General features: G+C 73.8%; 21 protein-coding genes. 8 read left to right on the top strand and 13 right to left on the bottom strand.

Translation table 11 applies throughout. From position 1 onward, the window contains the following. Positions 1-93 precede the first annotated feature (93 nt). Together ACSMXO_RS34000 and ACSMXO_RS33995 are read right to left on the bottom strand one after the other, a co-directional pair. Positions 94-1098 carry an alpha/beta fold hydrolase gene (locus tag ACSMXO_RS34000; protein WP_455415191.1) on the bottom strand — a complete coding sequence of 335 codons (1005 nt, stop codon included), beginning with the start codon at positions 1096-1098 and terminating at the stop codon, positions 94-96. A 288-nt stretch (positions 1099-1386) separates the two neighbouring features. Further along, entirely contained in the window at positions 1387-1716 is a 330-nt protein-coding gene (locus tag ACSMXO_RS33995) for a hypothetical protein (RefSeq protein WP_101367378.1), read from the bottom strand. A 294-nt stretch (positions 1717-2010) separates the two neighbouring features. Between ACSMXO_RS33995 and ACSMXO_RS33990 the strand changes: the two genes are divergently transcribed. The 4 genes from ACSMXO_RS33990 (at position 2011) to ACSMXO_RS33975 (ending at position 7947) form a co-directional block, all read left to right on the top strand. Next, positions 2011-2502, top strand: a complete 492-nt coding sequence (locus tag ACSMXO_RS33990; protein ID WP_107261790.1) for a DUF3145 domain-containing protein — start codon at positions 2011-2013, stop codon at positions 2500-2502. A gap of 219 nt (positions 2503-2721) precedes the next feature. Continuing rightward, positions 2722-4437 carry a glycoside hydrolase family 3 protein gene (locus tag ACSMXO_RS33985; RefSeq protein WP_346261161.1) on the top strand — a complete coding sequence of 572 codons (1716 nt, stop codon included), beginning with the start codon at positions 2722-2724 and terminating at the stop codon, positions 4435-4437. Between the two features lie 97 nt (positions 4438-4534). Next, positions 4535-5671, top strand: a complete 1137-nt coding sequence (locus ACSMXO_RS33980) for a glycosyltransferase (protein ID WP_455415190.1) — start codon at positions 4535-4537, stop codon at positions 5669-5671. Between the two features lie 17 nt (positions 5672-5688). Further along, on the top strand, positions 5689-7947 hold the full coding sequence (locus ACSMXO_RS33975) for a hypothetical protein (RefSeq protein ID WP_455415189.1): 2259 nt from the start codon (positions 5689-5691) through the stop codon (positions 7945-7947). A 39-nt stretch (positions 7948-7986) separates the two neighbouring features. Here the strand turns inward: ACSMXO_RS33975 and ACSMXO_RS33970 are convergent, their stop codons facing one another. The 7 genes from ACSMXO_RS33970 to ACSMXO_RS33940 form a co-directional block, all read right to left on the bottom strand. Next, complete coding sequence (locus ACSMXO_RS33970; RefSeq protein ID WP_455415188.1) at positions 7987-9255, bottom strand: D-arabinono-1,4-lactone oxidase; 1269 nt, start codon at positions 9253-9255, stop codon at positions 7987-7989. 8 nt (positions 9256-9263) lie between these two features. Then, positions 9264-9896: an SAM-dependent methyltransferase gene (locus ACSMXO_RS33965; RefSeq protein ID WP_346261157.1), complete on the bottom strand. Its 633-nt coding sequence runs from the start codon at positions 9894-9896 to the stop codon at positions 9264-9266. A gap of 180 nt (positions 9897-10076) precedes the next feature. Beyond that, positions 10077-11303: a beta-ketoacyl-ACP synthase II gene (gene fabF / locus ACSMXO_RS33960; RefSeq protein WP_455415187.1), complete on the bottom strand. Its 1227-nt coding sequence runs from the start codon at positions 11301-11303 to the stop codon at positions 10077-10079. Positions 11304-11305: 2 nt separating this feature from the next. Continuing rightward, positions 11306-11545 (bottom strand): acyl carrier protein, encoded by a 240-nt coding sequence (locus tag ACSMXO_RS33955; protein ID WP_107261778.1) that lies wholly within the window; start codon positions 11543-11545, stop codon positions 11306-11308. Positions 11546-11677: 132 nt separating this feature from the next. After that, complete coding sequence (locus ACSMXO_RS33950) at positions 11678-12607, bottom strand: beta-ketoacyl-ACP synthase III (RefSeq protein WP_346261212.1); 930 nt, start codon at positions 12605-12607, stop codon at positions 11678-11680. A gap of 52 nt (positions 12608-12659) precedes the next feature. Next, positions 12660-13835 carry an acyltransferase domain-containing protein gene (locus ACSMXO_RS33945; RefSeq protein WP_346261155.1) on the bottom strand — a complete coding sequence of 392 codons (1176 nt, stop codon included), beginning with the start codon at positions 13833-13835 and terminating at the stop codon, positions 12660-12662. 133 nt (positions 13836-13968) lie between these two features. Further along, positions 13969-15189, bottom strand: a complete 1221-nt coding sequence (locus ACSMXO_RS33940) for a PucR family transcriptional regulator (protein WP_346261154.1) — start codon at positions 15187-15189, stop codon at positions 13969-13971. A 59-nt stretch (positions 15190-15248) separates the two neighbouring features. Between ACSMXO_RS33940 and ACSMXO_RS33935 the strand changes: the two genes are divergently transcribed. Beyond that, positions 15249-15911 (top strand): phosphatase PAP2 family protein, encoded by a 663-nt coding sequence (locus tag ACSMXO_RS33935; protein ID WP_455415186.1) that lies wholly within the window; start codon positions 15249-15251, stop codon positions 15909-15911. Between the two features lie 221 nt (positions 15912-16132). Here the strand turns inward: ACSMXO_RS33935 and ACSMXO_RS33930 are convergent, their stop codons facing one another. Further along, positions 16133-16783 (bottom strand): response regulator transcription factor, encoded by a 651-nt coding sequence (locus tag ACSMXO_RS33930; RefSeq protein WP_346261211.1) that lies wholly within the window; start codon positions 16781-16783, stop codon positions 16133-16135. Between the two features lie 95 nt (positions 16784-16878). After that, positions 16879-18372 carry a sensor histidine kinase gene (locus ACSMXO_RS33925; RefSeq protein WP_455415185.1) on the bottom strand — a complete coding sequence of 498 codons (1494 nt, stop codon included), beginning with the start codon at positions 18370-18372 and terminating at the stop codon, positions 16879-16881. Positions 18373-18614: 242 nt separating this feature from the next. On the opposite strand from ACSMXO_RS33925, the gene ACSMXO_RS33920 reads away from it, so the two are divergent. Next, positions 18615-19154, top strand: coding sequence for a hypothetical protein (locus ACSMXO_RS33920; RefSeq protein ID WP_455415184.1), 540 nt, complete (start codon positions 18615-18617; stop codon positions 19152-19154). Positions 19155-19385: 231 nt separating this feature from the next. Continuing rightward, positions 19386-20060: a hypothetical protein gene (locus tag ACSMXO_RS33915; RefSeq protein WP_455415183.1), complete on the top strand. Its 675-nt coding sequence runs from the start codon at positions 19386-19388 to the stop codon at positions 20058-20060. An 84-nt stretch (positions 20061-20144) separates the two neighbouring features. On the opposite strand, the gene ACSMXO_RS33910 is transcribed toward ACSMXO_RS33915, so the two are convergent. Continuing rightward, complete coding sequence (locus tag ACSMXO_RS33910; RefSeq protein WP_346261150.1) at positions 20145-20801, bottom strand: hypothetical protein; 657 nt, start codon at positions 20799-20801, stop codon at positions 20145-20147. A 268-nt stretch (positions 20802-21069) separates the two neighbouring features. Here ACSMXO_RS33910 and ACSMXO_RS33905 point away from each other — a divergent pair, with 268 nt between their 5' ends. Next, positions 21070-21648, top strand: a complete 579-nt coding sequence (locus ACSMXO_RS33905; RefSeq protein WP_455415182.1) for a copper resistance CopC family protein — start codon at positions 21070-21072, stop codon at positions 21646-21648. A gap of 54 nt (positions 21649-21702) precedes the next feature. Here the strand turns inward: ACSMXO_RS33905 and gltX are convergent, their stop codons facing one another. Continuing rightward, complete coding sequence (gene gltX / locus ACSMXO_RS33900) at positions 21703-23112, bottom strand: glutamate--tRNA ligase (RefSeq protein ID WP_455415181.1); 1410 nt, start codon at positions 23110-23112, stop codon at positions 21703-21705. Positions 23113-23143: the final 31 nt, after the last annotated feature.

The following is a 23143-nucleotide window of genomic DNA, read 5'->3' as shown; positions in this document are numbered from 1 at the left end:
GACGGCCGCGCGCCGAATTGCCAGGAAGCGAGGGTACGCCGTGCCCGCGCGTCCCGGCTCGGCCGCGCCAGTCGCGCAGCGCCCCGATCCGGCTCAGGGGCATGGAGCGCCGCGCCGGGCGGCGACCCGTCTGGGCTGTTCGAGGATGGTCACGGCGCGTCGCGCCCGGGCGGCGGCGGTCGCCTTCCGGGTGATCTTCGTCGCCGGCCGGACCCGGTCGACGACCGAGCGGAGCGCGGCGGTGACCTCGTCGGGGCGTTCCAGCATCAGCATGTGGCCGGCGCCGGGGCAGACGGTCAGCGCGGCCGAGGGCAGCGCCTCGCTGATCGACAGCGTGCAGGGCGGTGGGGTGAGCCGGTCGCGGTCGCCGACCAGGGCCGCCACCGGCAGGTCGCCGAGGGTGGCGAGCGTCTCCAGCCGTTGCTGCGCCCCGATGGAGGGCCGGAACCCGCCGATCGAGACGAGCGAGGCCCGGGCCACCGCCGACGTGGTCAGCCGGATGTCGGCCGGGTCGCAGACGTCGCCGAAGAGCAGCCAGCGCAGGGTCGGGCGGAGCGCGTGCAGCAGGGGTGCCGGGGTACGCCAGCCGCCGCACCGGGCCAGTAGCCCGGCGCAGGTGGTCTCGGTGACCCGGATCAGCCGGGCCAGCGGTGCCGGTACGCCGTACCCGGTGTGCGTGTGGCCCTCGGCGGTGGTGGCGACGAAGACGAGCCCGGCGACCCGGCGGGCGAAGTCGGCGGGGTGCCGGTGGGCGTACTCCATCACCGTCATGCCGCCCATCGAATGCCCGACCAGCACCACCGGCCCGGTCGGCGCCACCTGGGCCAGCACCTCGGCCAGGTCGTCGCCGAGCCGGGCGAGGGTGGCCGAGCGCAGCGTGGTCGGGCCGGACCGGCCGTGTCCGCGCGCGTCGTAGCAGACCACCCGGACGGTGGCGCCGTACGTCTCGCGCAGCGCGGCGAGCTGCCGGTGCCAGGTGCGCCCGTCCAGGGTCCAGCCGTGCAGCAGCACCACGGTCAGCGGGGCGGTGTCCGGGCCGGAGACGTCGACATGCAGCCGTACGCCGTCGGAGAGGCGTACCAGGACCGGGTCGGGCATGCTCACCTCCGCGTCAGCCGGGGTAGCCGTACCCACGGGTAACGAATGGGCGCTCCGGCCGGGGCGGCGCCGACGGGTCGGGCCGGCGCGGCGCCGACGTCCACGCCACTGCCGGAACGCGTCGCCGCAACGGTGGATACCCGCGCGGCGTACCGGCGAATCATCCGCCCTGGCCGGGACGGGCCGGCGGGAGCGGTGCGGAAACGCCGGGCACAGACGTGAACGCCCCGACGCGGGACGATCCGGGTCGGGGCGTTACGGGTGATGAAGCTGATCGTGCCGGTGGGCTCAGGCCTCGAAGACGCCGGCCTCGACCAGCCGCTTCTCGGTGGTGTCCCAACCGTCGGCCGGGTACGTGGCGGCCAGGTTGTTCAGCTCGGCCCGGATCTTGACGGCGTGGCCGGCACCGGCCAGCGTCCGGATCTCCTCGACGAAAGCCTCGGAGTCGGTGCGCAGGTGCGAGGTCTTGCCGTTGGTCAGGTTCCGCACGTAGGCGTGCTTGCCGCCGTTGAGCGGGATGAGGTACTTGAACTCACCGAGCACGCTCAGGGCGCCACCCTGGCCTGCCTGGCCGGCACGGACGGATGCGCGCGCGGTCTTGGAGGTGTTGCTCGCCACGGAGGTACTCCTTGAAGACGTACGGGAGGACTGGGTAGTCCGAGGGGACAGCCTGGGCAGCAGACGCCGCCGGGCAAATTTTACACGACAACGGTGATGGCCGGACGGCTACCGCCGCTGACGTGCGGTCCAACTACCGTCACCGGTACGGCTATTCCCCCCGGCCAGTTTCGTGAATCCCTGGCGTACCATCCGTCACACAAGTCATCATGTGTTCCAGTAATCGCACGGGGGATCAGCCCGCCGAGGTCGAGGTCGTAGGGGAAGACGCACCTCGCTCTCCGGGAGGTCACCGTGCCAACGCGTGGCGTCGTATACGTCCACTCGACCCCACTCGCCGTGTGCCAGCACGTCGAGTGGGCGATCGCGCGCGTCCTCACCGCGCCGGTCACCCTGCACTGGACGGCCCAGCCGGTCGATCCGGGCGCCCGTAGGGCGGAGTGCGGGTGGTCCGGCCGGCCTGGGACCGGCGCGGAACTGGCGGCTGCCCTGAGACAGTGGCCCATGATCCGCTTCGAGGTCACCGAGGAGCCGAGTCCCGGCGTCGACGGTGAGCGGTTCATGTACGTCCCCGGCCGGGGGCTCTTCCGGGCCACCGCCGGAGCGGCCGGCGACATCCAGCTCGGCGAGGACCGGCTGCGATCGATCATGGAGTCGGCCCGGGCGCCGGAGGCGCTCGCGCACGCGCTCGACAAGGCGATGGGCACCGCCTGGGACGCCGAACTCGAGCCGTACCGGTACGCCGGGGACGGTGCCCCGGTCACCCTGCTCACCCGGGTCGGCTGAGCGACGCCCGCCCGTTCGGCCCGGGGGCCGTTCGCTCGGCCCGGAGGCCGTTCGCTCGGCCCGGAGCCCGTTCGCTCGGTCCGGCGTACCCGTGGGATCGGTCACGTCGTCCGGGCGGCGCCGTCGGGTCGACGGCGCCGGTCGGACGACGTCCGGACCCCGCGTTCCGGGCCCTTGGTCAAGTTGCCCGGGTGGTGCCGGGCTGGTGGGATAGCGGGCGTGTCGTCTCCCCTCCGGCGCGCTCTGGTCGTGCTTCCCCTCGTCACCGCCTTGATCGTCTCCGGCTGCGCCGGCTCGCGGGAACCGGAGGCGGCCCCCGGGGCCGCGTCGCCGTCGCCCTCGTCGACCGGCGCCGCCCCGACGCCGGACCCGGCGACCCGGGCCGCCCAGTTGGTCGGCACCCTGGCCGACGAGGACCTGGTCGGCCAGGTGCTGATGCCGTACGCCTACGGCAACTCGGCAACCAAGGTGTCCGGCGGTTCGGCGGCCGGCAACCGGAAGCTGGCCGGGGTGGAGACCCCGGCCGAGATGATCGCCAAGTACCGGCTGGGCGGGCTGATCCTGGTCGGCTTCTCCGCCGACGACCCGACCAGCGACACCCAGCCGACCACCAACGTCGACAACCCGGCGCAGGTACGCGAGCTGACCGCCGGGCTACAGGCCGCGGCCGGAAAACTGCCGGCCGGTGCCGCCGGCGCGCTGATCGGCATCGACCAGGAGTTCGGCGTGGTCACCAGGATCTCCGACGGGGTGACCAACCTGCCCAGCCCGATGGCCTTCGGCGCGGCCGGTGACCCGGCGATCACCGAGTCGGCCTGGCGGGCCGCCGGCACCGAACTCGCCGCGCTCGGGGTGAACGTCGACTTCGCCCCCAGCGCCGACGTACTGGAGGCGGACAGCAAGGTGATCGGCTCCCGCTCGTACGGGTCGGACCCGAAGGCCGCCGGGGCGCAGGTCGGCGCCGCCGTGCGGGGATTGCAGGGCGCGGGCGTCGCCGCCACCCTCAAGCACTTCCCGGGGCATGGGCAGACCGCCGCCGACTCGCACAAGGGCCTGCCGGTGGTCACCGCCGACCGGAAGAAGCTGGAGTCCACCGCCCTGCCGCCGTTCTCGGCCGGGATCGCCGCCGGGGCCTGGCTGGTGATGGCCGGGCACCTCGACGTACGGGCGGTCGACCCGGAGGTGCCGGCCACCTTCTCCCGCAAGCTCCTCACCGACCTGCTCCGCGGGCAACTCGGCTTCACCGGTGTGCTGGTGACGGACGCGATGGACATGGCGGCGGTGGCGAAGCAGTCGCCGGGTACGACCGCGGTCCGGGCGCTGAACGCCGGCAACGACCTGGTGCTGATGCCGCCGAACGTGACCGAGGCGTACAACGGGGTGCTGGCCGCGCTGCGGGACGGCTCGCTGCCCCGGGCCCGGCTGGTGGAGGCGGTGACCCGGGTGCTGACGCTCAAGTTCCGGCTGGCCGAGCGGCCCAGGCCGGAGATGGGCACGCTGAACAGCGCCGGCCACCAGGAGGCCGCCCGCCGGGCGGCGGCATCGGCGATCACCATGCTGCGCGGTCGCTGCGGCGGGCCGCTGCTGACCGGGCCGGTGACGGTGACCGCGGCGAGCGGCCGGGAGCGGAGCCGGGACCGGCTCAGCCAGGCGCTGCGCGCCGCCGGGGTCGAGGTGACACCGTCCGGCGGGGCCGTGGTGCACCTCGTCGGGTACGGCGACGCCGCCGCCGACCTGCGCGGCGACGCGGCCGTGACGGTGGCGATGGACACCCCGTACCTGCTCGGCCGGGCCGGCTCCAAGGTCCTGCTGGCGACGTACTCGTCGAATTCGGCCTCGTTGACCGCGCTCGCGGAGGTGCTGGCCGGCCGGGCCCGACCGACCGGGCGGTCCCCGGTGCCGGTGGGCGGGCTGCCCAGGACGAGCTGCTCCTGACCGGGGCCGGGGAGCCCGGCCGCTGGTGAGATCAGTCACTGGGCTGGCTGGTAGCGTTCGGCTGTCCGGTGAGCTGGAGACGGGGGGTGTGCGGGCGGTGACGAGCCGGGAGCCGACCCTCTCCGTGGTCGTACCGATCTACAACGAGGAGAGTGTCCTCCGGTTGCTGGTCGAACGGCTGCGGCCGGTGCTCGACGGGCTCGGCGAGCCGTACGAGGTGGTCGCGGTCGACGACGGCAGCAGCGACGCCACCCCGGCGATCCTGGTCGGGATGCGACGCGGCTGGCCGCACCTGCGGGTCATCCGGCTGCGCCGCAACAGTGGTCACCAGGCGGCGCTGCTCGCGGGGCTGTTCCGGGCCCGGGGCGGCTACGTCGCCAGCATCGACGCCGACCTCCAGGATCCGCCGGAGGTCCTGGTCGAGATGCTGCGGCTGGCCCGGGACGAGGGCCTGGACATCGTCTACGGGGTACGCGCGGACCGCTCCACCGACACCAGGTTCAAGCGCTCCACCGCGGGCCTCTACTACCGGCTGGTGCGCCGGCTGGTCGGCAACTCCGTACCAGCCCAGGCGGGTGACTTCCGGCTGCTCAGCCGGGCGACCGTCGAGGCGCTGCGCGAGTTGCCCGAACGCCGCCCGGTGCTTCGGCTGGTGGTGCCCTGGCTGGGCTTCCCCAGCGGCGAGGTGAGCTACGTCCGCGAGGCACGAGCCGCGGGCAGCACCAAATATTCACTGTCCCGGATGTTCCGGCTGGCCACCGACAGCATCACCAGCTTCTCCGCGGCGCCGCTGCGGGTGGCGACCTGGCTCGGTGCCGGCGGCATGCTGCTCTGCCTGGTCATGGTGGTCTTCGCGGTCGTCGAGTACTTCCGCGACTCGACCGTCACCGGCTGGGCCTCGCTCTACGTCGCGGTGCTCTTCCTCGGCGCCGTCCAGTTGCTCTGCCTCGGGCTGCTCGGCGAGTACATCGCCCGGATCTACGCGGCGGTGCAGGGCCGACCGGCCTACTTCGTCGGCTCGGACACCGCCGATGTGGTCGAGGAGCCGCCCCCGGCCACCGAGGCACCCACCGGTACGTCGGCCGCGGTCGCGCCCGACCTGCCCGAGCGCGACGAGCCCGCCCCGAGCGCCCCGGCCGGGCGGGGCGCCGCCGAACAGCCGGTGGCGGCCCCGGCCAGACGGGACTCCGAAGGCCCTGCCCGCCGCAACGACGGCGTTCGGGCGGGACGGTGACCGCTACCGAAGTAGCGGTGGCCGACTCTGCCGCCCCGGCCGCACCGCCACCGGCACCCGCACTGCTCCGCTGGGCACCGCTGCTGGTCGGCGCCGGCCACGTCGCCGTGGTACTGCTGGCTGCCGACACCGATCCCGCCGACCTCGCCCGGTACGCCGGCTACCTGCTGCTGGCCCTGATCCTGCCGGGCACCCTGGTCTACCGGGCGCTGCGCCGCCGGCCGCACACGCTGGTTGAGGACGTGGCGATGGGCGCCGCCGTCGGGCTGGTGCTGGAGTTGCCGGCCTGGGCGCTGTACGCCTGGCTCGGCCTTGCCGACTGGCTCTGGACCTGGCCGGCGGCGATCGTCGCGCTCTTTCTGGCGGTGCCCCGGCTGCGCCGGCACTGGCTGGTCCGGGACTACCGGCCCACCCCGGTCGGCTGGTCGTGGTCGGTGGCCGGGGCGGTGGCGTTCTTCACCACCTATCTCTCCAGCACCTTCCTGGAACGTAACCCGATCCTGCCCACCTCCGAGGGGACCCGCCAATACCTGGACCTCGCCTACCAGCTTTCCCTGGCCGGCGAGGCGAAGCACCAGTTCCCGATCCACCTGCCCCAGGTCGCCGCCGAACCGCTCGACTACCACTGGTTCGGCTACGTGCACATGGCCGCGACCAGCCTGATCGGCGGGATCGACCTGCCGGTGGTGGCGCTCCGGCTGACCATCCCGGCGCTGTGCGCGGCGGCGATCGTGCTCACCGCCGTACTGGGCTGGCGGGTCAGCGGGCGGCCGGCGGTCGGCGCGATCGCCGCGGTGCTCTTCTTCGTGATCGGCGAGACCAACTTCACCGATCCGGTGACGATGCCGTTCGGCACCCAGGCGTCGTTCGTGATCTGGCACGGCATGTCGATGATCTATAGCTGGGTGCTGCTGATCGCGCTGATCGCGGTCCTCGCCGACGTGGTGGACCGGCGCCCGGACCGGCCGGTGGCCGCGATCGGCCGGGGCGCGTTCGTGCTCGCCCCGCTGCTGATGCTCGCCTCCAGCGGGGCGAAGGCCAGCTCGCTGCCGGTGGTCGGGCTGGCGCTGGCGTTCACCGCGGTCGCGCTGCTGGTCGCCACCCGGCGGATCCCGTGGACGGTGGTCGGGGCAGGGCTGGCCACCGCCGCCGCGCAACTCTTCGCCACCGCCGTGCTCTACCGGTTCAAGGCGTACGGGATGGAGGTCGATCCGCTGGCCAACAGCCTGGAGCCGTACTGGACACCGCCGCCGGGAGGCTGGCCCACCCCGCTGGTGTATCTCGCCGTCGTCGCCGCCTTCGGAGTGAACATGCAGCTCCGGGTGGTGGGCATCGGCCCGCTGCTCTGGCTACGCCGGGGCCGGCTCGAACCGGTGCAGTGGTTCCTGCTCGGTGGCGCGCTGGCCGGCCCGGTGCTCTACCTGCTGCTGCGCCAGCCCGGCGGGGCGAACCAGTACTTCACCCGGGCCGGGTTCACCTTCGCGGTGGTCCTCTCCGCCTGGGGGTACGTGATGGTCGCCGAGCGGGCCAAGCTGACCCGGCGCTCCGGCACGGTGCTCGGGCTCTGCGCGCTCGCCGTGGCTGCCGCGCTGGTCGCGTTCCAGTTCCGGTACGCCCAGCCGGTCGCCGGGCAGGCCATGTTCGACTGGCTGCGGCCACTGCTCTGGTGGTCGTCGGGTCTCGCGGTGCTGGCGGTGATCGCCGCCGGGATCTGGCTGCCGGCCAGCCTCGGCATCGCCGCGCTGCACAAGCGCGGCGCGATCGCGCTGCTCACCGCCGTGCTGGTGGTCGGAGCGCCCGGCCTGCTGATGGACATGCGCAAGTCGGAACGCTCCCCGAACGGCGGCGCGTACACCAAAATCGCGCTGCCGAAGAGCCGGATCGACGCCGCCCGGTGGGCCCGGGAGCACAGTGAACCCGGCGACGTGCTGGCGACCAACGTGCACTGCCTGGCGGTGGTGAACGGCTGGTGCGACGCCCGCTCGTTCTGGCTCAGCGCCTACGCCGAGCGCCGGGTACTCGTCGAGGGCTGGGGATTCGCGCCCCGGGTGGCGGCGTCGGGCCCGTACACCCCGTTCTGGGACCAGGAGCTGTTGCGGCGCAACGACGCGGCGTTCACCGAGCCGACCGAGGCCGGGCTGCGTGAACTGCGGGACCGGCACGCCGTGCGCTGGCTGGTGGTGGACCGGTCGGTGGGTACGGAGTCCCCGGAGCTGGGCCGACTGGCCCGGCTGCGCTACGAGAACGGCCGGATGGCCGTCTACCAGATTCCCTGAGTTGTCCTACCAGATTCGCTGAGCAGCCGACGGCCGCGCTCAGCCGGCGGCGGGGAAGTAGCGGTCCAGCATCTCGTTGCGGAACTTGCCGCTCGGATCGTACCGGCGGACCAGCTTGGCGAAGTCGGCGTACCGGTCGTAGCGGTCGCGGAGCTGCTCCGGCGGGGTGACGAAGAGCTTGCCCCAGTGCGGCCGGGGCGCGTACGGCGCCAGCCGCTCCTCGACCGCCGCCAGCACCGGGAGCACCGCCTCGGTGTCCTTGACCCAGGTGAAGTGCAGAGCGGCGCTGTCCCGCCGGTAGCTCGGGCTCAGCCACAGCTCGTCGGCGGCGATGGTGCGGATCTCCGAGATCTGCAGCACGGCGGCGATCCGGTCGGCGATGCCGTCCAGCGCGGCCAGCGCCGCGACCAGGTGTTCACGCGGCACGAAGTATTCCGACTGGAGTTCCTCGCCGCTGCTCGGCGTGAATTCGAGCCGGAAGTGCGGCAGCCGGGCGTGCCAGGGCCCCGGCACGCCGAGCTGCCCGGTGCAGTGCACCGCCGACATCCCCGGCACCGGGTGCCGGGGCTCGGCCGCCAGGGTGGCGCCGTACCAGTGCGGCTCGGCGGCACCCCCGCCGGCCGCGTCCACCCGGCGCTTCACCCACACCTGGTTGATCCGGGGACCGGTCCAGTCGGTGAAGAGGCTGACGCTGTAGCCGCCGCCCAGGATCTCGGCGGCGTGTGCGTCGAGCTGGTCGCGGGGCAGGGCGTCGTAGACGTACTGGGCGATCTCGAAGGTGGGGACGAGATCGAGGGTGAGCCGGGTGACCACGCCGAGCGCGCCGAGCCCGACCACGGCGCCGGGGAAGTCGTCGTCGGCGCCGCGGCGCAGCGTCACCAGGCCGCCGTCGGAGGTGACCACGTCCAGCGCGGCGACAGCGGTGGCGAGGTTGCCGTTGCCCGGGCCGGAACCGTGGGTGCCGGTGGCGCAGGCGCCGGCCACCGAGATGTGCGGCAGCGAGCCGAGGTTGTGCAGGGCGAAGCCGGCCCGGTGCAGCTCGTCGACCAGGTCGCCGTAGCGGAGCGCCGCCGAGACGGTGACGGTGCGGGCCGCCCGATCGATCTCCAGCACCGGCGGCAGGCCGGCGACCGAGACGAGGTCGCCGGTGGTGTCGGCGATCCGGTTGAAGGAGTGCCCGGTGCCGAGGGCGCGGATCCGGTCGCTGCCGGCGACCAGCGAGCGCAGCTCGGCGAGCGAGCCCGGCCGGTGCAGCCGGCGCGCCCGGAAGTCGACGTTGCCGGCCCAGTTGCGCAGCGGGGTGGTCATCGCGGCCGTCAGTTGGCGTCGGGAACGAGCGCCGGAGTTCGCATCCGCATCATCCAGTGGCTGGTCGGTATCCGGGTGGCGTCGTCCACCACCTCGCCGTCGACGTCCGCGAAGGTCGCCCGGCCGAGTGCCATGAACGCCTCGGGGGTGCGGACGTACTCGCCGCGGTCGTTGCGCGACATCCACCGGGAGACCGGATGCTGGCCCGGCACCAGGGTGGGGTCGACGGCGATCACCCGGCCGCCCGGGGCGAGCGCCTTGGCCGAGACCCGCAACAGGTGCCGGCATTCGTCGTCGGAGAGGTGGTGCAGCAGCCCGAGCAGCAGGATCGCGTTGGCCGGCGGGATCTGGGCCAGGTGCTGCTCGCCGAAGACCTCGCAGCGGAACTCGACGCCGTCACCGCCCCAGCGCTTGCGGGCGTGCGCGATGTATTTCTCGCTGGTGTCGAAGCCGTAGTAGCGGACCTTCGGCAGCCGCCCGAAGTAGTAGGCCGGGCCGCAGCCGACGTCGATGATCGTGTCGCCGTCGACCAGCGCGAGTTCGTCCAGGCAGCGGTAGCGGAGCCGGTCCGCGCCCAGGCCCTTCTGCAGGGCCACGTACAGCGCCTCGTGCCCGAGCAACCCCTTCAACGCCGCCAGCATCCGCGCCTCTCCTCGGCTCGCCGTCCTGCGAAACGGCGCCCGCCGCAACCGGTGGCGCGGCAGGCGCCAGAACGACCGAAATCTACCATCGGCCGCCGACCGGACGGTGCCGGCCGGGTACGCGCTCCGGGCGTACCCGGCCGGCACCGCCGGTGGTGGAGCGGGACATCCGTCGGACGGTCAGGCCCGGGCGAAGACGAGGACCGCGTTGTGGCCACCGAATCCGAATCCGTTGTTCAGCGCCGCCGGCACGTCCATCTGCCGGGCCTTGTGCACGGCGACGTCCAGGTCGAGGGCGTCGTCGGGGTCGTCGAGGTTGATCGTCGGCGGGATCACCCCGTCCCGGATGGCCAGGATGGTGGCGATCGACTCCAGCGCGCCGGCGGCACCCAGCAGGTGCCCGGTCATCGACTTGGTCGCGGTCAGCACCGGGTGGGTACCGAGCGCGGACCGCAGGGCGACGATCTCGGCGATGTCACCGACCGGGGTGGAGGTGGCGTGCGCGTTGACGTGCACGATGTCCGAGCGGTCGATGCCGGCGTCGGCGATCGCCATGTTGATCGCCCGGATCACGCCGCGCCCCTCGGGGTGCGGCTGCACGATGTCGTACCCGTCGGAGGTGAGCGCGGCGCCGGCCAGTCGGGCGTAGACCCGGGCCCCGCGCGCGGCGGCGTGGTCGGCCCGCTCCAGGACGACCGCGCCGGCCCCCTCACCGAGTACGAAGCCGTCCCGGCCCTTGTCCCACGGCCGGGAGGCGCGCTCCGGGTCGTCGTTGCGGGTCGACATCGCCCGCATCGAGGCGAACCCGGCGATCGGCAGCGGGTGCACGACCGCCTCGGTACCGCCGGCCAGCACCACGTCGGCGCGGCCGGAGCGGATCATGTCGAGTCCGAGCGCGATCGCCTCGGCCCCGGTGGCGCAGGCGCTGGCCACCGAGTGGACTCCCGCCTGCGCACCCAGTTCCAGCCCGACCCACGCGGCCGGGCCGTTCGGCATCAGCATCGGGACCGTGTGCGGGGAGACCCGCCGCGGCCCGGAGGCCTCCAGGATGTCGTCCTGGGCGAGCAGGGTCTGCGCCCCGCCGATGCCGGAGCCGACGCTCACCGCGAGCCGCTCCGGATCCGGCGGCGAGTCGGCGAGGCCGGCGTCCGCCCAGGCCTCGTGTGCGGCGATCAGCGCGATCGCCTCCGACCGGTCGAGCCGGCGCAGCTTGACCCGGTCCAGTTTCTCGGTCGGTTCGACCGCGAGCTGGGCGGCGATGCGTACCGGGAGCTGCCCGGCCCACTCCTGGGTGAGCGGACCCACCCCGGAGCGGCCTGCCAGCATGGCCTCCCAGGTCGACGCGACGTCCCCGCCGAGCGGGGTCGTCGCGCCGAGCCCGGTGACGACGACGTCGGGACGACTCATGGTCAGGACTGCGCCTCGATGTAGGCGACGGCGTCGCCGACGGTCTTGAGGTTCTGGACGTCGTTGTCCGGGATCTTGACGCCGAACTTCTCCTCGGCGGCCACCACGACCTCGACCATGGAGAGCGAGTCGACGTCGAGGTCGTCGGTGAACGACTTCTCCTCGGCGACGTCGTCCGGGCTCACTCCGGCAACCTCTTCGAGGATCTCGGCGAGGCCGGCGGTGATCTCGTCACGGGTCATTGTGGTTCTTTCCTCTCCATGGATGGATATCTGCGGTGGCGGATCCGTCCGCCACCGCTGGTCAGCGTCCGACCGGTGGATGTTGGTGGAGCCGGGCCGGCGGCTGCGTCGTGCCGGCCCCGGAGCACCGGATCAGGGGCACCGGACGACCTGTCCGGCGTAGGTGAGGCCGCCGCCGAAGCCGAACAGCAGCACCGGGGCGCCGGACGGCACCTCCCGGCGTTCGACCAGCTTGGAGAGGGCCAGCGGCACGCTCGCCGCCGAGGTGTTGCCGGACTCGACGATGTCCTTGGCGATCACCGCCTGCGGCATGTCGAGCCGCTTGGCGATGCCCTCGATGATCCGCAGGTTGGCCTGGTGCGGCACGAACGCCGCGATCTCCGACGGGGCGACGCCGGCCCGCTCGCACGCCTTCAGGGCGAGCGGGGCCAGTGCGGTGGTGGCCCAGCGGAAGACGGACTGCCCCTCCTGCTGGATGTACGGGCGCCAGCCCTCGATCCGGACCGCCTCGCTGCGCTCCGGAACCGAGCCCCAGACCACCGGCCCGATGCCGTCCGGCTCGTCGTCCCCGGTGGCGGTGAGTACGGCCGCCCCGGCGGCGTCGCCGAAGAGGATGCAGGTCGACCGGTCGGTCCAGTCGGTGAAGTCGGAGAGCTTCTCCGCACCGATCACGATCGCGTTGCGGGCGGCGCCGGCCCGGAGCGCGTGGTCGGCGGTGCCGAGCGCGTAGGAGAAGCCGGAGCAGGCGGTGTTGATGTCGAAGGCGCCTGGTGCGTCGATGCCGAGCTTGGCGGCGACCCGGCAGGCGGTGTTCGGGCTGCGGTCCACGGCCGAGCAGGTGGCCACCACGACCAGGTCGATGTCGGAGGCGGCCAGCCCCGAGTTGGCCAGAGCCTTGTCGGCCGCGGCGGCGGCCATGTCGGCGACGGTCTCGGTGTCGGCGATCCGCCGGGTGGCGATGCCGACCCGCTCGCGGATCCAGGTGTCGTTGGTGTCGACGAGCTGGGCCAGGTCGTCGTTGGTGAGTACCCGCGACGGCTGATAGTGGCCGAGCGCGATCATCCTGCTCACCGGACCACCGCCGGGCGGTGATCCGGGTTCTCCCGGTGACCGGTCATGAAAGCTGTCCTCCGATGCGGGCGAGGGGCTGGCCCGGGGCGACCGGGTCGTCGTGGTGGGCGAGCCATTCGGTGAGTACGCCGGTGCCGTGCGCGGTGACCTCGACCGCGCCCTGCCGGGTGGCGACGTGGCCGACGACCTGCCCGGACTCGATGGCGGTGCCCTCGGCCAGGCCCTCGACCGGTGCGAAGGTGCCAGCGGTGCCGGCCACCACCACCCGGAACCGCGTGGCCGGGCGGTGCCCGGACGGTGCGCCGTGCCGGGCGATCAGGTCGCGGGCCGCGGCCAGGTCGTCCGGGGTGTTCAGGGTGACGATCTCGGGGACCTGGCCGGTGCCCTTGAGTTCCCGCTTGATCAGCCCGGCGAGGGTGCCGGCCGGAGGAAGCTCGATCACCGCGGTCACACCGAGGTCGACGAGGCGGCGGACACAGACGTCCCAGCGGACCGGGGCGGTCACCTGGCGGACCAGGCGGTGCAGCATCTCCCGCCCGTGGTCGACGGCGGCGCCGTCGGCGTTGGAGAGCAGGATCCGGGTCGGGTCGGTCGGGATGATCCCGGCCGCGATGCTGGCGAGGGCCTGCTCGGCCGGTGCCATGTAGGGGGTGTGGAAAGCCCCGGCGACCTTGAGGGCGATCACCTTGGTGCCGGCGGGCGCGTCGGCGGCGAACTTCGCCAGCCGGTCGACCGCGCCGGCCACCACGATCTGGCCGGCGCCGTTGAAGTTGGCCGGGTGCAGGTCGTGCGCGGCGAGGGCGGCCAGCACCTCGTCCCGGTCGCCGCCCATCACTGCCGACATTCCGGTCGGTTCGAGTGCGCAGGCGGCGGCCATCTCCCGACCCCGTACGCCGGCCAGGGTGACCGCCGTCTCCGGGGTCAGTACGCCGGCCAGCGCCGCCGCGGCCAGTTCACCGACGCTGTGCCCGGCGGTTACCGTCACGTCGTGCATCGGAAGCTGTTCCGCGGCGAGCAGGGCGGCGGCGACCAGCAGTGGCTGGGTACGCGCGGTGTCCCGGATCTCGTCGGCGTCACCCTCGGTGCCGAGCCGGACGAGGTCGACGCCGGCCAGCACCGACCACCAGCGCAGCCGGGCGGCTGTGCCGGGGACCTGGAGCCACGGGGTCAGGAAGCCGGGCTTCTGGGAACCCTGGCCGGGCGAGAGTACGGCGAGCACGCTTACGACTCTCCTGGATCATCCGTCCCAGCGTGGTTGCCGTGATGTACCAATCCGCACTACCAGCTTTGTGAGGACCCTACAAAGATCCATGGCGATCACGGACTTCTCGTTCCGTCTGTCCGATCCGGGGCTACTGTCCCGTCCCTGGTCCGACCGGGGCGGACGGATCCAGCCGTCCGATCGTCAACGCCATCCGCAACGCGAAGGAGTCCCGGGCGGTGAGTGGGGAGAATCCCGTCACATCCGCGACCCGACGCAGCCGGTACCGCACCGTGTTCGGGTGCACGAAGAGCGTCCGGGCGGCACTCTCCAGCACACCGCCGGCCGCGAAGAACGCGTCCAGGGTCTCCAGCAGCTCGCCGCCGGCCCGGACCAGCGCGGCGTAGACGTCCTGGCGCAGCGCCCGCCGGGCCTCCGGGTCACCGGCCAGGGCCCGCTCGGGGAGCAGGTCCGCGGCGGCCACCGGGCGGGGCGCGGCCGGCCAGGCCGGTGCGGCCCGGAAGCCGGCCAGCGCCGCCCGGGCCGAGTCCGTCGCCGCGTCCAAACTCGGCACGGCCGGCCCGACCACCACCGGACCGGGGCCGAACCCGGCGAGCATCTTCGCGGTGGCGGCCAGCGGGTCGGTCGCGCCGCCGAGCACCAGGACGAGGCGGTCACCGTGCACCCCGCCGATCATCTCCAGGCCGAGCCGCCGGGTGACCCGGTAGATGGTGTGCAGCACGGCGGCGACCTCGCCGCCCGGGGACCGGCCCACCGCCACCGCCACCGGTGGGGCGTCCGACCAGCCCAGCGCCGCTGCCCGGCTGGCCAGCACGTCCGGGGAGTCGCCCCGGAGCAGCGCGTCCACCAGTAGCGCCTGGAGGCGGGCGTCCCAGGAGCCGCGCGACTCGGCGGCCCGCGCGTACACCCGGGCGGCCGCGAAGGCGATCTCCCGGGAGAACTTGAGTACGGCCTCGTGCAGCAGCCGCTCCTCGCCGGGCGCCGCGAGGTGCGGTACCTGCTCCTCCACCACGTCGATGGTCACCTTGATCAGGGCCACCGTCTGCTGGAGGCTGATCGACCGGGCCAGCGCCCGGGGCGCGGCGGCGAAGACCTCGTCCGGACTGTCCGCCAGCGCGTCGGCGCCGCTGCGGTCGTCGGCGTCCGGCCGCGACCGCAGCCACTCGACCAGTGACCGGACGCCGGCCTGGGCGACCAGCATCACCCAGGACCGCTGCTCGGCCGGCAGGTCGCGGAACCAGGGCAGCGTCTCGTCCATCCGGGTGACGCTGGCGCTGGCCAGGCTGCCCGCCGCCCGCTCGATCTTGCGCAGCGTGGCCGCCAGTTCGCCGTCGCCCGCCTTGCTCGCCATCGGCCCAGCGTGCCACGCGGAATCCCGGACACCACCATCGGCCGTGGCATCATGGCCCGATGGTCGCCCGCCCGCCGCTGGTGGTCCCGCTGCTCGCGCTCGCCGGTTTCCTGGTGCTGCTCGCACTGACCGTGGCCGGCTGGGCGCCGCTGGACCGGTTCGACACCGCCGTCAGCGACACCTTCCGGGGGTACGGCGACACCAGCCCCCGGGTGGTCGACGTGCTGCGGATCGCCACCGACGTCGCCGCCACGGTGCCGTTCCTGGTCGCCGGCCTGGCCGTCACGGTGGGGCTGGCTGTCCGGGGCGGGCGCCGGGCGGCCGCGCTCTGCGCCGTGGTGACGGTGCTGATACCGGTGCTCTGGGGGCTGATGCACTGGCTGGTGCACCATCCCCGGCCGGAGGACGGCTTCGTCGTGATCACCAGCAACGGGTTTCCGAGCGGGCACACCAGCAACGCGGCGGCGGCGGCGCTGGTCGCCGTACTCCTGCTCTGGCACCGGCTCGGCAGCCCGGCCCGGGTGCTCATCGTCGCGCTGGCCGTGGCCTTCGCGGCCTTCGTCGGGCTGACCCGGCTGGCCCTGCTGGCGCACTGGCCGACCGACGTGCTCGGCGGCTGGCTGCTCGCGCTCGCCGTCGTCCCGCTGGCCGCCCGGGCGGCGCCGCCCCCGGCCGGCAGTCTGCCGGCTCCCGACCGCCGGCCGGACCAGGCCGTCCGGTAGCGCCTCCCGCTCCGGTCGTCGACGGCTCGGCCGCCAGCGCGACCGGTGGTGGCGGCCAGCCCGACCGGTGGTGGCCGCCAGCCCGACCGGTGGTGGCCGCCAGCGCGACCGGTGGCGGACCGGGTGGGTCCGGTGGCGGACCGGTGGACCCGCAGCAGGCCGGCGCACCAGGTCGGCCCGAGTCGGACGGCGACCGTCCGCGGCGGACCGGGATGGACCGGTCAGGGCGGCGGCAGACCCAGTTCCTGCGCCAGGATCGCGGCCTGCACCCGGCTGCGCAGGCCGAGCTTGCCGAGGATCCGGCTCACGTGGGTCTTGGTGGTGCTCTCCGCCATCGCCAACCGCTCGGCGATCTGCTGGTTGGACAGCCCCAGCCCGAGACAGGCCAGCACGTCCCGCTCCCGGGGTGTCAGGTCGGCCACCGCGGTCCGGGCGGTTGCCGGGGTGGTCGGCGTGGCGGCGGCGAAGGCGGTGATCAACCGACGGGTCACCGCCGGTGCGATGATCCCCTCGCCCCGGGCGACGGTACGCACCGCGTCGACAAGCCCGTTGGCGTCGGTGTCCTTGAGCAGGAACCCGGACGCGCCGGCCCGGAGCGCGCCGAAGACGTACTCGTCGAGGTCGAACGTGGTCAGCACCAGGACATCGGCCAACCGCTCGGCGACGATCTCGGCGGTCGCCGAGACACCGTCGAGCCGGGGCATCCGGACGTCGAGCACCGCCACGTCCGGCCGGAGCCGCCGGCACAGTGCTACCGCCTCCTCGCCGTCGGCCGCCTCGCCGACCACGTCCAGCCCTGGCGTACCGGCGAGGATCAGCACCAGACCGGCCCGGACCGCGTCCTGGTCGTCGGCGACCACCACCCGGATCACCCGGCCCGCCCCCGATCCGGCACCACCGGGCCGGTCGCCGCTGGCCAGGGCGCCGACGGCGGTGACGCCGCCGGCCAGGTGGTCGTCCGGCCCGGTCACGGCCGGACCGTCGGCGGCACCGCCGGCCGGCCAGCCGCCCCGGCGGAGCCGGGCGGCGCGGCGGGCTCGGCTGCCGGCCGGGTCGGCGGGCCGGGGGACTCGGCGGTCGGCAGTTCCGCGTGCACCCGCCAGCTCGATCCGCTCGGGCCGGCCTCGAACCGGCCGCCCAGCAGGGCGGTCCGTTCCCGCATCCCGATCAGTCCGGCGCCCGCACCGGGCAGGCCGGCCCCGGCGCCCCGGGGCTCGCCGGAGCGGGCGAGCGGGTTCTCGATGGTGAGGCTGACCGACCGGCGCTCGTGGCAGATGGTCAGGGTGGTCGGGCCGGCGCCGTGCTTGAGCGCGTTGGTGAGCGACTCCTGGACGATCCGGTACGCGGCCAGGTCCACGCCGACCGGCAGTGGGCGTACCTCGCCGGTCGTGGAGAACCGTACCGCCAGGCCGGCGTCCCGGGCCTGGCCGACCAGCCGGCCCACCTCGGCGAGCCGGGCCCGGACCGGACCGTCGACCGTGCCCAGCCGGGTCGGTCCGGCGGCGGGGAGGCTGCCGCGCCCCGGTACTGCGCCCGGCGCCGATCCGGTGCCGGGCGGGTTGCCCCACGCGGAACTTCCACCCCCACCCGGGCTGTCCGGCGACCGGTCCGGGGTGGCGGGCCGGTGCGGGTCGACCCCGGGCGGCACGGGCTCGGTTTCGGTCGGTGGCGGTACGGCCCCGGGGTCGGCCGGTTCCCGGAGCAGGCCGATCATCTGTCGCATCTCGGCGAGCCCCTGCACGCTGTTCTCCCGGATCACCCGCAGCGCCTGGTCGAGTTGGGCCCGGTCCAGCCCGGAGACCGAGAGCGCCGCGGTGGCGTGGATGGCGACCGCGCTCAGGTGGTTGGCGATCACGTCGTGCAGTTCCCGGGCCATCCGGCTCCGCTCCGCCGCCACCGCCTGGCGCCGGTCGAGTTCGGCCAGCCGGGCGGTCTGCTCGGCCCGGGCCCGCTCGGCGGCGGCCTGGTCGCGGTACTGCCGGACGCTGATGCCGCTGACCACCGGCAGTACGCCGATCAGTACCACCGGAATTGCCAGCCCGATGCCCTGCCAGGCCGGGGACGCCAGGAAGACACCGGTCAGCGCGGCGACCCCGGTCAGCGCCAGGTTGACCCGGAGCAGCCGACGCCAGAGCCGCGCCGACCCGTAGACGCAGGAGTCGAAGAGCACCTGGGTGTAGACCAGGCTGGTGGCCAGCGACGATCCGTAGGCGAGGTCGACGACGATGGCGACGGTACCCAGCGCCAGGCCGAGCCGGGTCGCCACCCGGCGCAGCGCCACGGCCAGGCAGGCGAGGGCGAGGGTGCCGACGAAGAGCACCGGCGGGGCGTCCAGCAGGCCGGGATTGAGCGGGTGGTAGACCCCGAGCACCATCATCAGCAGCCCGCCCGCCAGGGACGCGGACGCCAGCGCGATGTCCCGGGCGAGGGACCCGCGCTCCAGGCTCAGCCGTGCGGTCACCCCTCGATCCCATCACACCGGCGGGCCCTTCCCGTCGGCCCCGACGACGAGGCCGCCCCGGTCAGGGTCCGTCGAAGGGTGTAGGCGTACCTCTTTCGGCGGACCCGGATCTCGGTACCGGTGCCGAGGGCACAGCCGGTCGGCCCGCCGAGACTGGTGGTAGTGACCGGGCGACGGGCTCCAGGCAGCGCCGCCGCGCCGGAACAGACCCGGGTGGCCGGGCGGAGGATCGGGGGTACGGGATGCTGGCGGTGATCGCCGCAGGCGAGATCGGGTTCTGGGTGCTGCTCGGCGCCGGACTGATCGCCCGCTATCCGCTCCGGATGCCCCGGCTCGGCGCGGTGCTGCTGCTCGGTACCCCGTTGATCGATCTCGTGATCCTGGCCGCCACCGTACTCGACCTGCGTCGGGGTGCCACCGCCGACTTCACGCACGGGCTGGCGGCGGCGTACCTCGGCTTCTCGGTCGCCTTCGGGCACAGCATGATTCGCTGGGCCGACCAGCGGTTCGCGTACCGGTTCGCGGGCGGGCCGCCGCCCACCAAGCCGCCGAGCGGCGGTTGGGCCCGGGCCCGGTACGAGTGGCGGGAGTGGGCAAAGGGGCTGCTGGGCTGGTTCATCGCCTGCGGGCTGCTCGGCCTCGGCATTCTCATGGTCGGCGACCCGGACCGCACCGCCGAACTGCTGGCCTGGATCGCGCGGTTGACCGTGGCGATCGTGATCTGGCTCGTCGCCTTCCCGCTCTGGGCGACCGTCTTTCCGAAGCCCGCCGGGCAGGAGTGACCACCGGCGGTGTCCCGCCGGCCGGAGGTTAACCGGTTCGTGACCTGGATCTTCCGCAGAACGGAATGCTGCAGTTTCTCGCCACGGCGGCGTCGAACTCCTCGTCGGAGACCAGTACGGTGACATGGTCCCGGTGATGCGCTTTCCCGCACTTGCTCACCGTCAACCGTGTGGGTGGCCACCGCACCCCGGGGCGACCGCCCACCCGGCGGCGAGTGTGAGGAGGCCTGGATGGCGCATGACGCCGAGCGTGGCTGTTCGGAGGACGAGCCGGACTCGTTGCTTGGCGATCGTGGGCCGCTGCCCCCGTTACCCCCGCTTGGCCCGGTCGGCCGGTTCCGCTGGGTCTGCGGTGCCAGTGCGGGGCTTCCGGCGGGTCCGCTCGACGGGTCGGCGCCCGGCCGGCCCGGCGCCGAGCCGCTGGTCGCCGGGCTCCCGGACAGCCTCGACGATCCGCAGTCGGCCGCGGATCCGGTCGACCCGTCCGGTGTGTCCCGTCCGGCGGCGGCGAGGACAGCGGCACGGCCAGCCGGACCGGCGGCACCGGACGACCAGGCCGGGATGTGCCGGCCCACGGATCCCGGGGAGGGCGCCGTGCTGGCGTCCGACCCGGGCGGCACGGAGCACTCCGTGACCGATCCGGGGCGGCTGGGCGACCGGTCGAGGCTGGTTCCCCGGCCCCGCCCGGGCGAGCCGGACGGCGAGGTCCAGGACCGGCCCGCCCAGGCCAGCACCTCACCGGGCAGGCCGGACGGCTCGCCGGAGACGCCGGTCGAGCCGGCTGGCCGGCGTACCCCGGGTTGCCAGACCGATCTGCCGGGCTGGGCCGGGGCGCACCGGCACGGCGCGGTACGCCCGTCGCGGCGCTCCGTCCGGCGCGACCGCCCGCCGCGCCGCTGGTGCTGACCGCTACCCGTCGGGGCCCTGCCGGTGGTCGGGGCCGGCCGGTGGCGAACCGGATGCTTCCCGGGCGCTAACTGGCCGGTCGGGTCAGCGGGTGCGGCGCCGGACCAGCAGGGCGATGCCGGCGAGCCCCAGTGTGATGGCGAGCAGCACGGCACCGTTGAGCAGCATCAACTGCCGCAGCTCGCCGAGCAGCCGGTCGACGTCCTTGCCGGTGCCGATCGCGTCGTCCGGGATCACCCGTTCGCCACCGCCGACCCCGCCGCCGTGCAGGCTGCTGACGTTCTGCTCGGGCAGCGGCGCGCCGGCCGCCAGCAGGGTCTCGGCCATGGTCAGCCGGCCGAAGAACCAGGCCGCGCCGGGCCGGCTCTTGTCCGGCTGCCGGGCCGGTCGGTAGACCCGCGGCCCGCCCTTGGCCAGCGGGTAGAGGTCGTACGACTGCTGGGCGGCGTTGCCGACGTGCACCACGACGGTGTATTTCGGACCCAGGTCGGCGGCCTTCAACCCACGGGTGTTGCCGCCGCCGGTCTTCAGGAAGCCCACCTGGTCGACGAGCGCGGCGACGAGCTCCGGCTTGTCCTGGGCCTGGACGGTCAGCGGGGCCGACAGGTCCTTGCCGGTGATCACGACCGATGTCGGCTTGGCCGGCTTCGCCTGGGCGGCGCCCGCGATCCCGAGCCAACTCGCCGCAGCGACCAACAGCGTGGCCACGCCGACAAGTCGACGACTCACCTCTCCGGCCATCGCCGACCTCCTCGCCCCGTCTCGATGGTGGCCATGATGCAGGTCACGCGCTGGTTGGTCGGTGGAGCGCACGGCACTGTCCCGGATGGACCTGCCGTACTCACTACAAAGACTCCGCAGAACGCCGCTCGGTTGCACCTGAACGAGCAGTTATTGGAACTATCTGCGATCTAGGGTCGACCAAGTGGCGAGCCATTGATCAGTTGGGCGAAATCGTAGCGGGATGGAGGCGATCATGGGGGCTCGGGTCACCCGTGTCGGAACACTGGTGCTGAGCGTCGTTCTGGTGGCGCTGAGCGTACTGCTGCCGGCCGGTCCCGCCGCCGCGCACAACTCGCTGACCGGCAGCGATCCCCGCAACGGCGCCCGGCTCGGCAAGGCGCCGGCCAGCGTGCGGCTGACCTTCCTGAACAAGCTCGACCCCGGCACCACGCGGGTCACGGTAACCGGCCCGGACAACGTCGACGCGGCGGCCGGAAAGCCCTCCTTCGCCGGCTCCCGGGTGACCGTACCGATCCGGCCGGGCGCCGCCGGGCTCTACATCGTCCAGTACCAGGTCGCGTCCGGCGACGGGCACCCGGTCAAGGGGGAGGTCCGGTTCACCCTCACCGTGGGGGCCACCCCGACCGCCTCGCCGTCGGCCGCCGCGCCGACCCCGGTCACCCCGGCCAGCTCGGCGCCGGCCACCGCGCCGCCGGCCGCGGCCGGAACACCTACCCCGGCCGCCGACTCCGGTGGACCGGCGTGGTGGCCGTGGGTCCTCGGTGCCGTACTTGTGCTGGCCGCGCTGTCCGGCGGACTGCTGCTCCGGCGCCGGAGTTCGCGCCGATCCGGTGCCGCGAACTGACCGTCGCGGCGGTGTGCCCGGCCGGTGGTCCGGACGGCGTCAACGGGCCGCCGGTCAGACCAGTCGGAGCCGGGCCGCGCGGAGTCGGGTCAGGGTGCGCTCCCGGCCGAGTACGGCCAGCGACTCGAAGAGCGGCAGCCCGACGCTGCGCCCCGTCACGGCCACCCGGACCGGCGCCTGCGCCTTGCCGAGCTTCAGCCCCCGGCGGGCGCCGACCTCCTCCAGGGTCGCCTTCAGCGGCTCCGCCGCCCACTCCGGCAGGGCGTCGAAGGCGGCGATCGTCTCGTCCAGCAGGTCGGCGGAGCCCTCCTTCATGCTCTTCGCCCAGGCCGCCTCGTCGACCAGCGGCGAGTCCAGGAAGAGGAAGTCGACGTTCGGCACGATCTCGCTGAGTACCGCGATCCGGGTCTGGGCCAGCGGCGCCACCGCGGCGAACGCGGCCGGGTCGAACTCGGCCGGCTGCCAGGGCGGCGGGGCGATGGTCTCGGTACCGGTCAGCCAGGGCTGGCAGGCCGCGACGAACTCGTCGACCGGCAGCGCCCGGATGTATTCGCCGTTGAAGGCCCGCAGCTTCTTCTCGTCGAAGAACGCCGGTGACGGGTTCACCTCGGCCAGCCGGAACTCGGACTCGATCACCGACCACGGCACGATCTCCCGGTCGCCGGAGGGCGCCCAGCCGAGCAGCATCAGGTAGTTGCGCATCGCGTCGGCGAGGTAGCCCTCGTCCCGGTACGCCTCCAGGGCCACCTTGTCGCGCCGCTTGGAGAGCTTCTGCCGCTTCTCGTTGACCACCACCGGCACGTGGGCCCAGATCGGCGGCTTGACCCCGAGCGCGTCCCAGAGGAGCTGCTGCTTGGGCGTGTTCGGCAGGTGCTCCTCGGCCCGGATCACGTGTGTGATGCCCATGGTGAGGTCGTCCACGACGTTGGCCAGCAGGAAGACCGCCGAGCCGTCGCCCCGGGCGATCACGAAGTCCTCGATCAGCTTGTTCTCGAAGGTGGGCTCGCCGCGGACCAGGTCGACCACCACGGTCTCGCCCTCGTCCGGGGTACGGAACCGCAGCGCCCGCCCCGGCCCGGGCTCCAGGCCGCGGTCCCGGCAGAAGCCGTCGTAGCCCTGGTACTGCGAGCCGGTGCGGGCCTGGATCGCCTCCCGGGTGCAGTCGCAGTAGTACGCCCGGCCGGTGGTGTGCAGCCGGGTCGCGGCGTTGCGGTGCTCGCCCGCGTTCGCGGACTGGAAGTACGGTCCCTCGTAGCTGCCCCGGGCGATCCCGATCCAGTCCAGCGCGGAGAGGATCCCCTCGGTCCATTCCGGCCGGTTGCGGGCCGCGTCGGTGTCCTCGATCCGCAGCACGAAAACGCCGCCCTGCTGCTTCGCGAAGATCCAGTTCTGTAGGGCCGAGCGGGCACCGCCGACGTGGAACATACCAGTCGGGGAAGGGGCAAAGCGTACGCGTACCGTCACGGTCTCCAGCCTACGCACGCCCCTGGGGCGG

This window comes from Plantactinospora sp. DSM 117369, assembly GCF_053764795.1.
The sequence above is the reverse complement of the archived record's forward strand: the minus strand, read 5'-3'. Positions and strand labels throughout refer to the sequence as shown.

What these genes read in the sequence shown, in the direction of transcription:
- ACSMXO_RS34000 (WP_455415191.1), bottom strand. Translation starts at nt 1,098, where the DNA reads ATGCCCGACCCGGTCCTGGTACGCCTCTCCGACGGCGTACGGCTGCAT.
- ACSMXO_RS33970 (WP_455415188.1), bottom strand. Translation starts at nt 9,255, where the DNA reads ATGACCACCCCGCTGCGCAACTGGGCCGGCAACGTCGACTTCCGGGCG.
- ACSMXO_RS33965 (WP_346261157.1), bottom strand. Translation starts at nt 9,896, where the DNA reads ATGCTGGCGGCGTTGAAGGGGTTGCTCGGGCACGAGGCGCTGTACGTG.
- fabF (WP_455415187.1), bottom strand. Translation starts at nt 11,303, where the DNA reads ATGAGTCGTCCCGACGTCGTCGTCACCGGGCTCGGCGCGACGACCCCG.
- ACSMXO_RS33955 (WP_107261778.1), bottom strand. Translation starts at nt 11,545, where the DNA reads ATGACCCGTGACGAGATCACCGCCGGCCTCGCCGAGATCCTCGAAGAG.
- ACSMXO_RS33950 (WP_346261212.1), bottom strand. Translation starts at nt 12,607, where the DNA reads ATGATCGCGCTCGGCCACTATCAGCCGTCGCGGGTACTCACCAACGAC.
- ACSMXO_RS33940 (WP_346261154.1), bottom strand. Translation starts at nt 15,189, where the DNA reads ATGGCGAGCAAGGCGGGCGACGGCGAACTGGCGGCCACGCTGCGCAAG.
- ACSMXO_RS33935 (WP_455415186.1), top strand. Translation starts at nt 15,249, where the DNA reads ATGGTCGCCCGCCCGCCGCTGGTGGTCCCGCTGCTCGCGCTCGCCGGT.
- ACSMXO_RS33920 (WP_455415184.1), top strand. Translation starts at nt 18,615, where the DNA reads ATGCTGGCGGTGATCGCCGCAGGCGAGATCGGGTTCTGGGTGCTGCTC.
- ACSMXO_RS33915 (WP_455415183.1), top strand. Translation starts at nt 19,386, where the DNA reads ATGGCGCATGACGCCGAGCGTGGCTGTTCGGAGGACGAGCCGGACTCG.
- ACSMXO_RS33910 (WP_346261150.1), bottom strand. Translation starts at nt 20,801, where the DNA reads ATGGCCGGAGAGGTGAGTCGTCGACTTGTCGGCGTGGCCACGCTGTTG.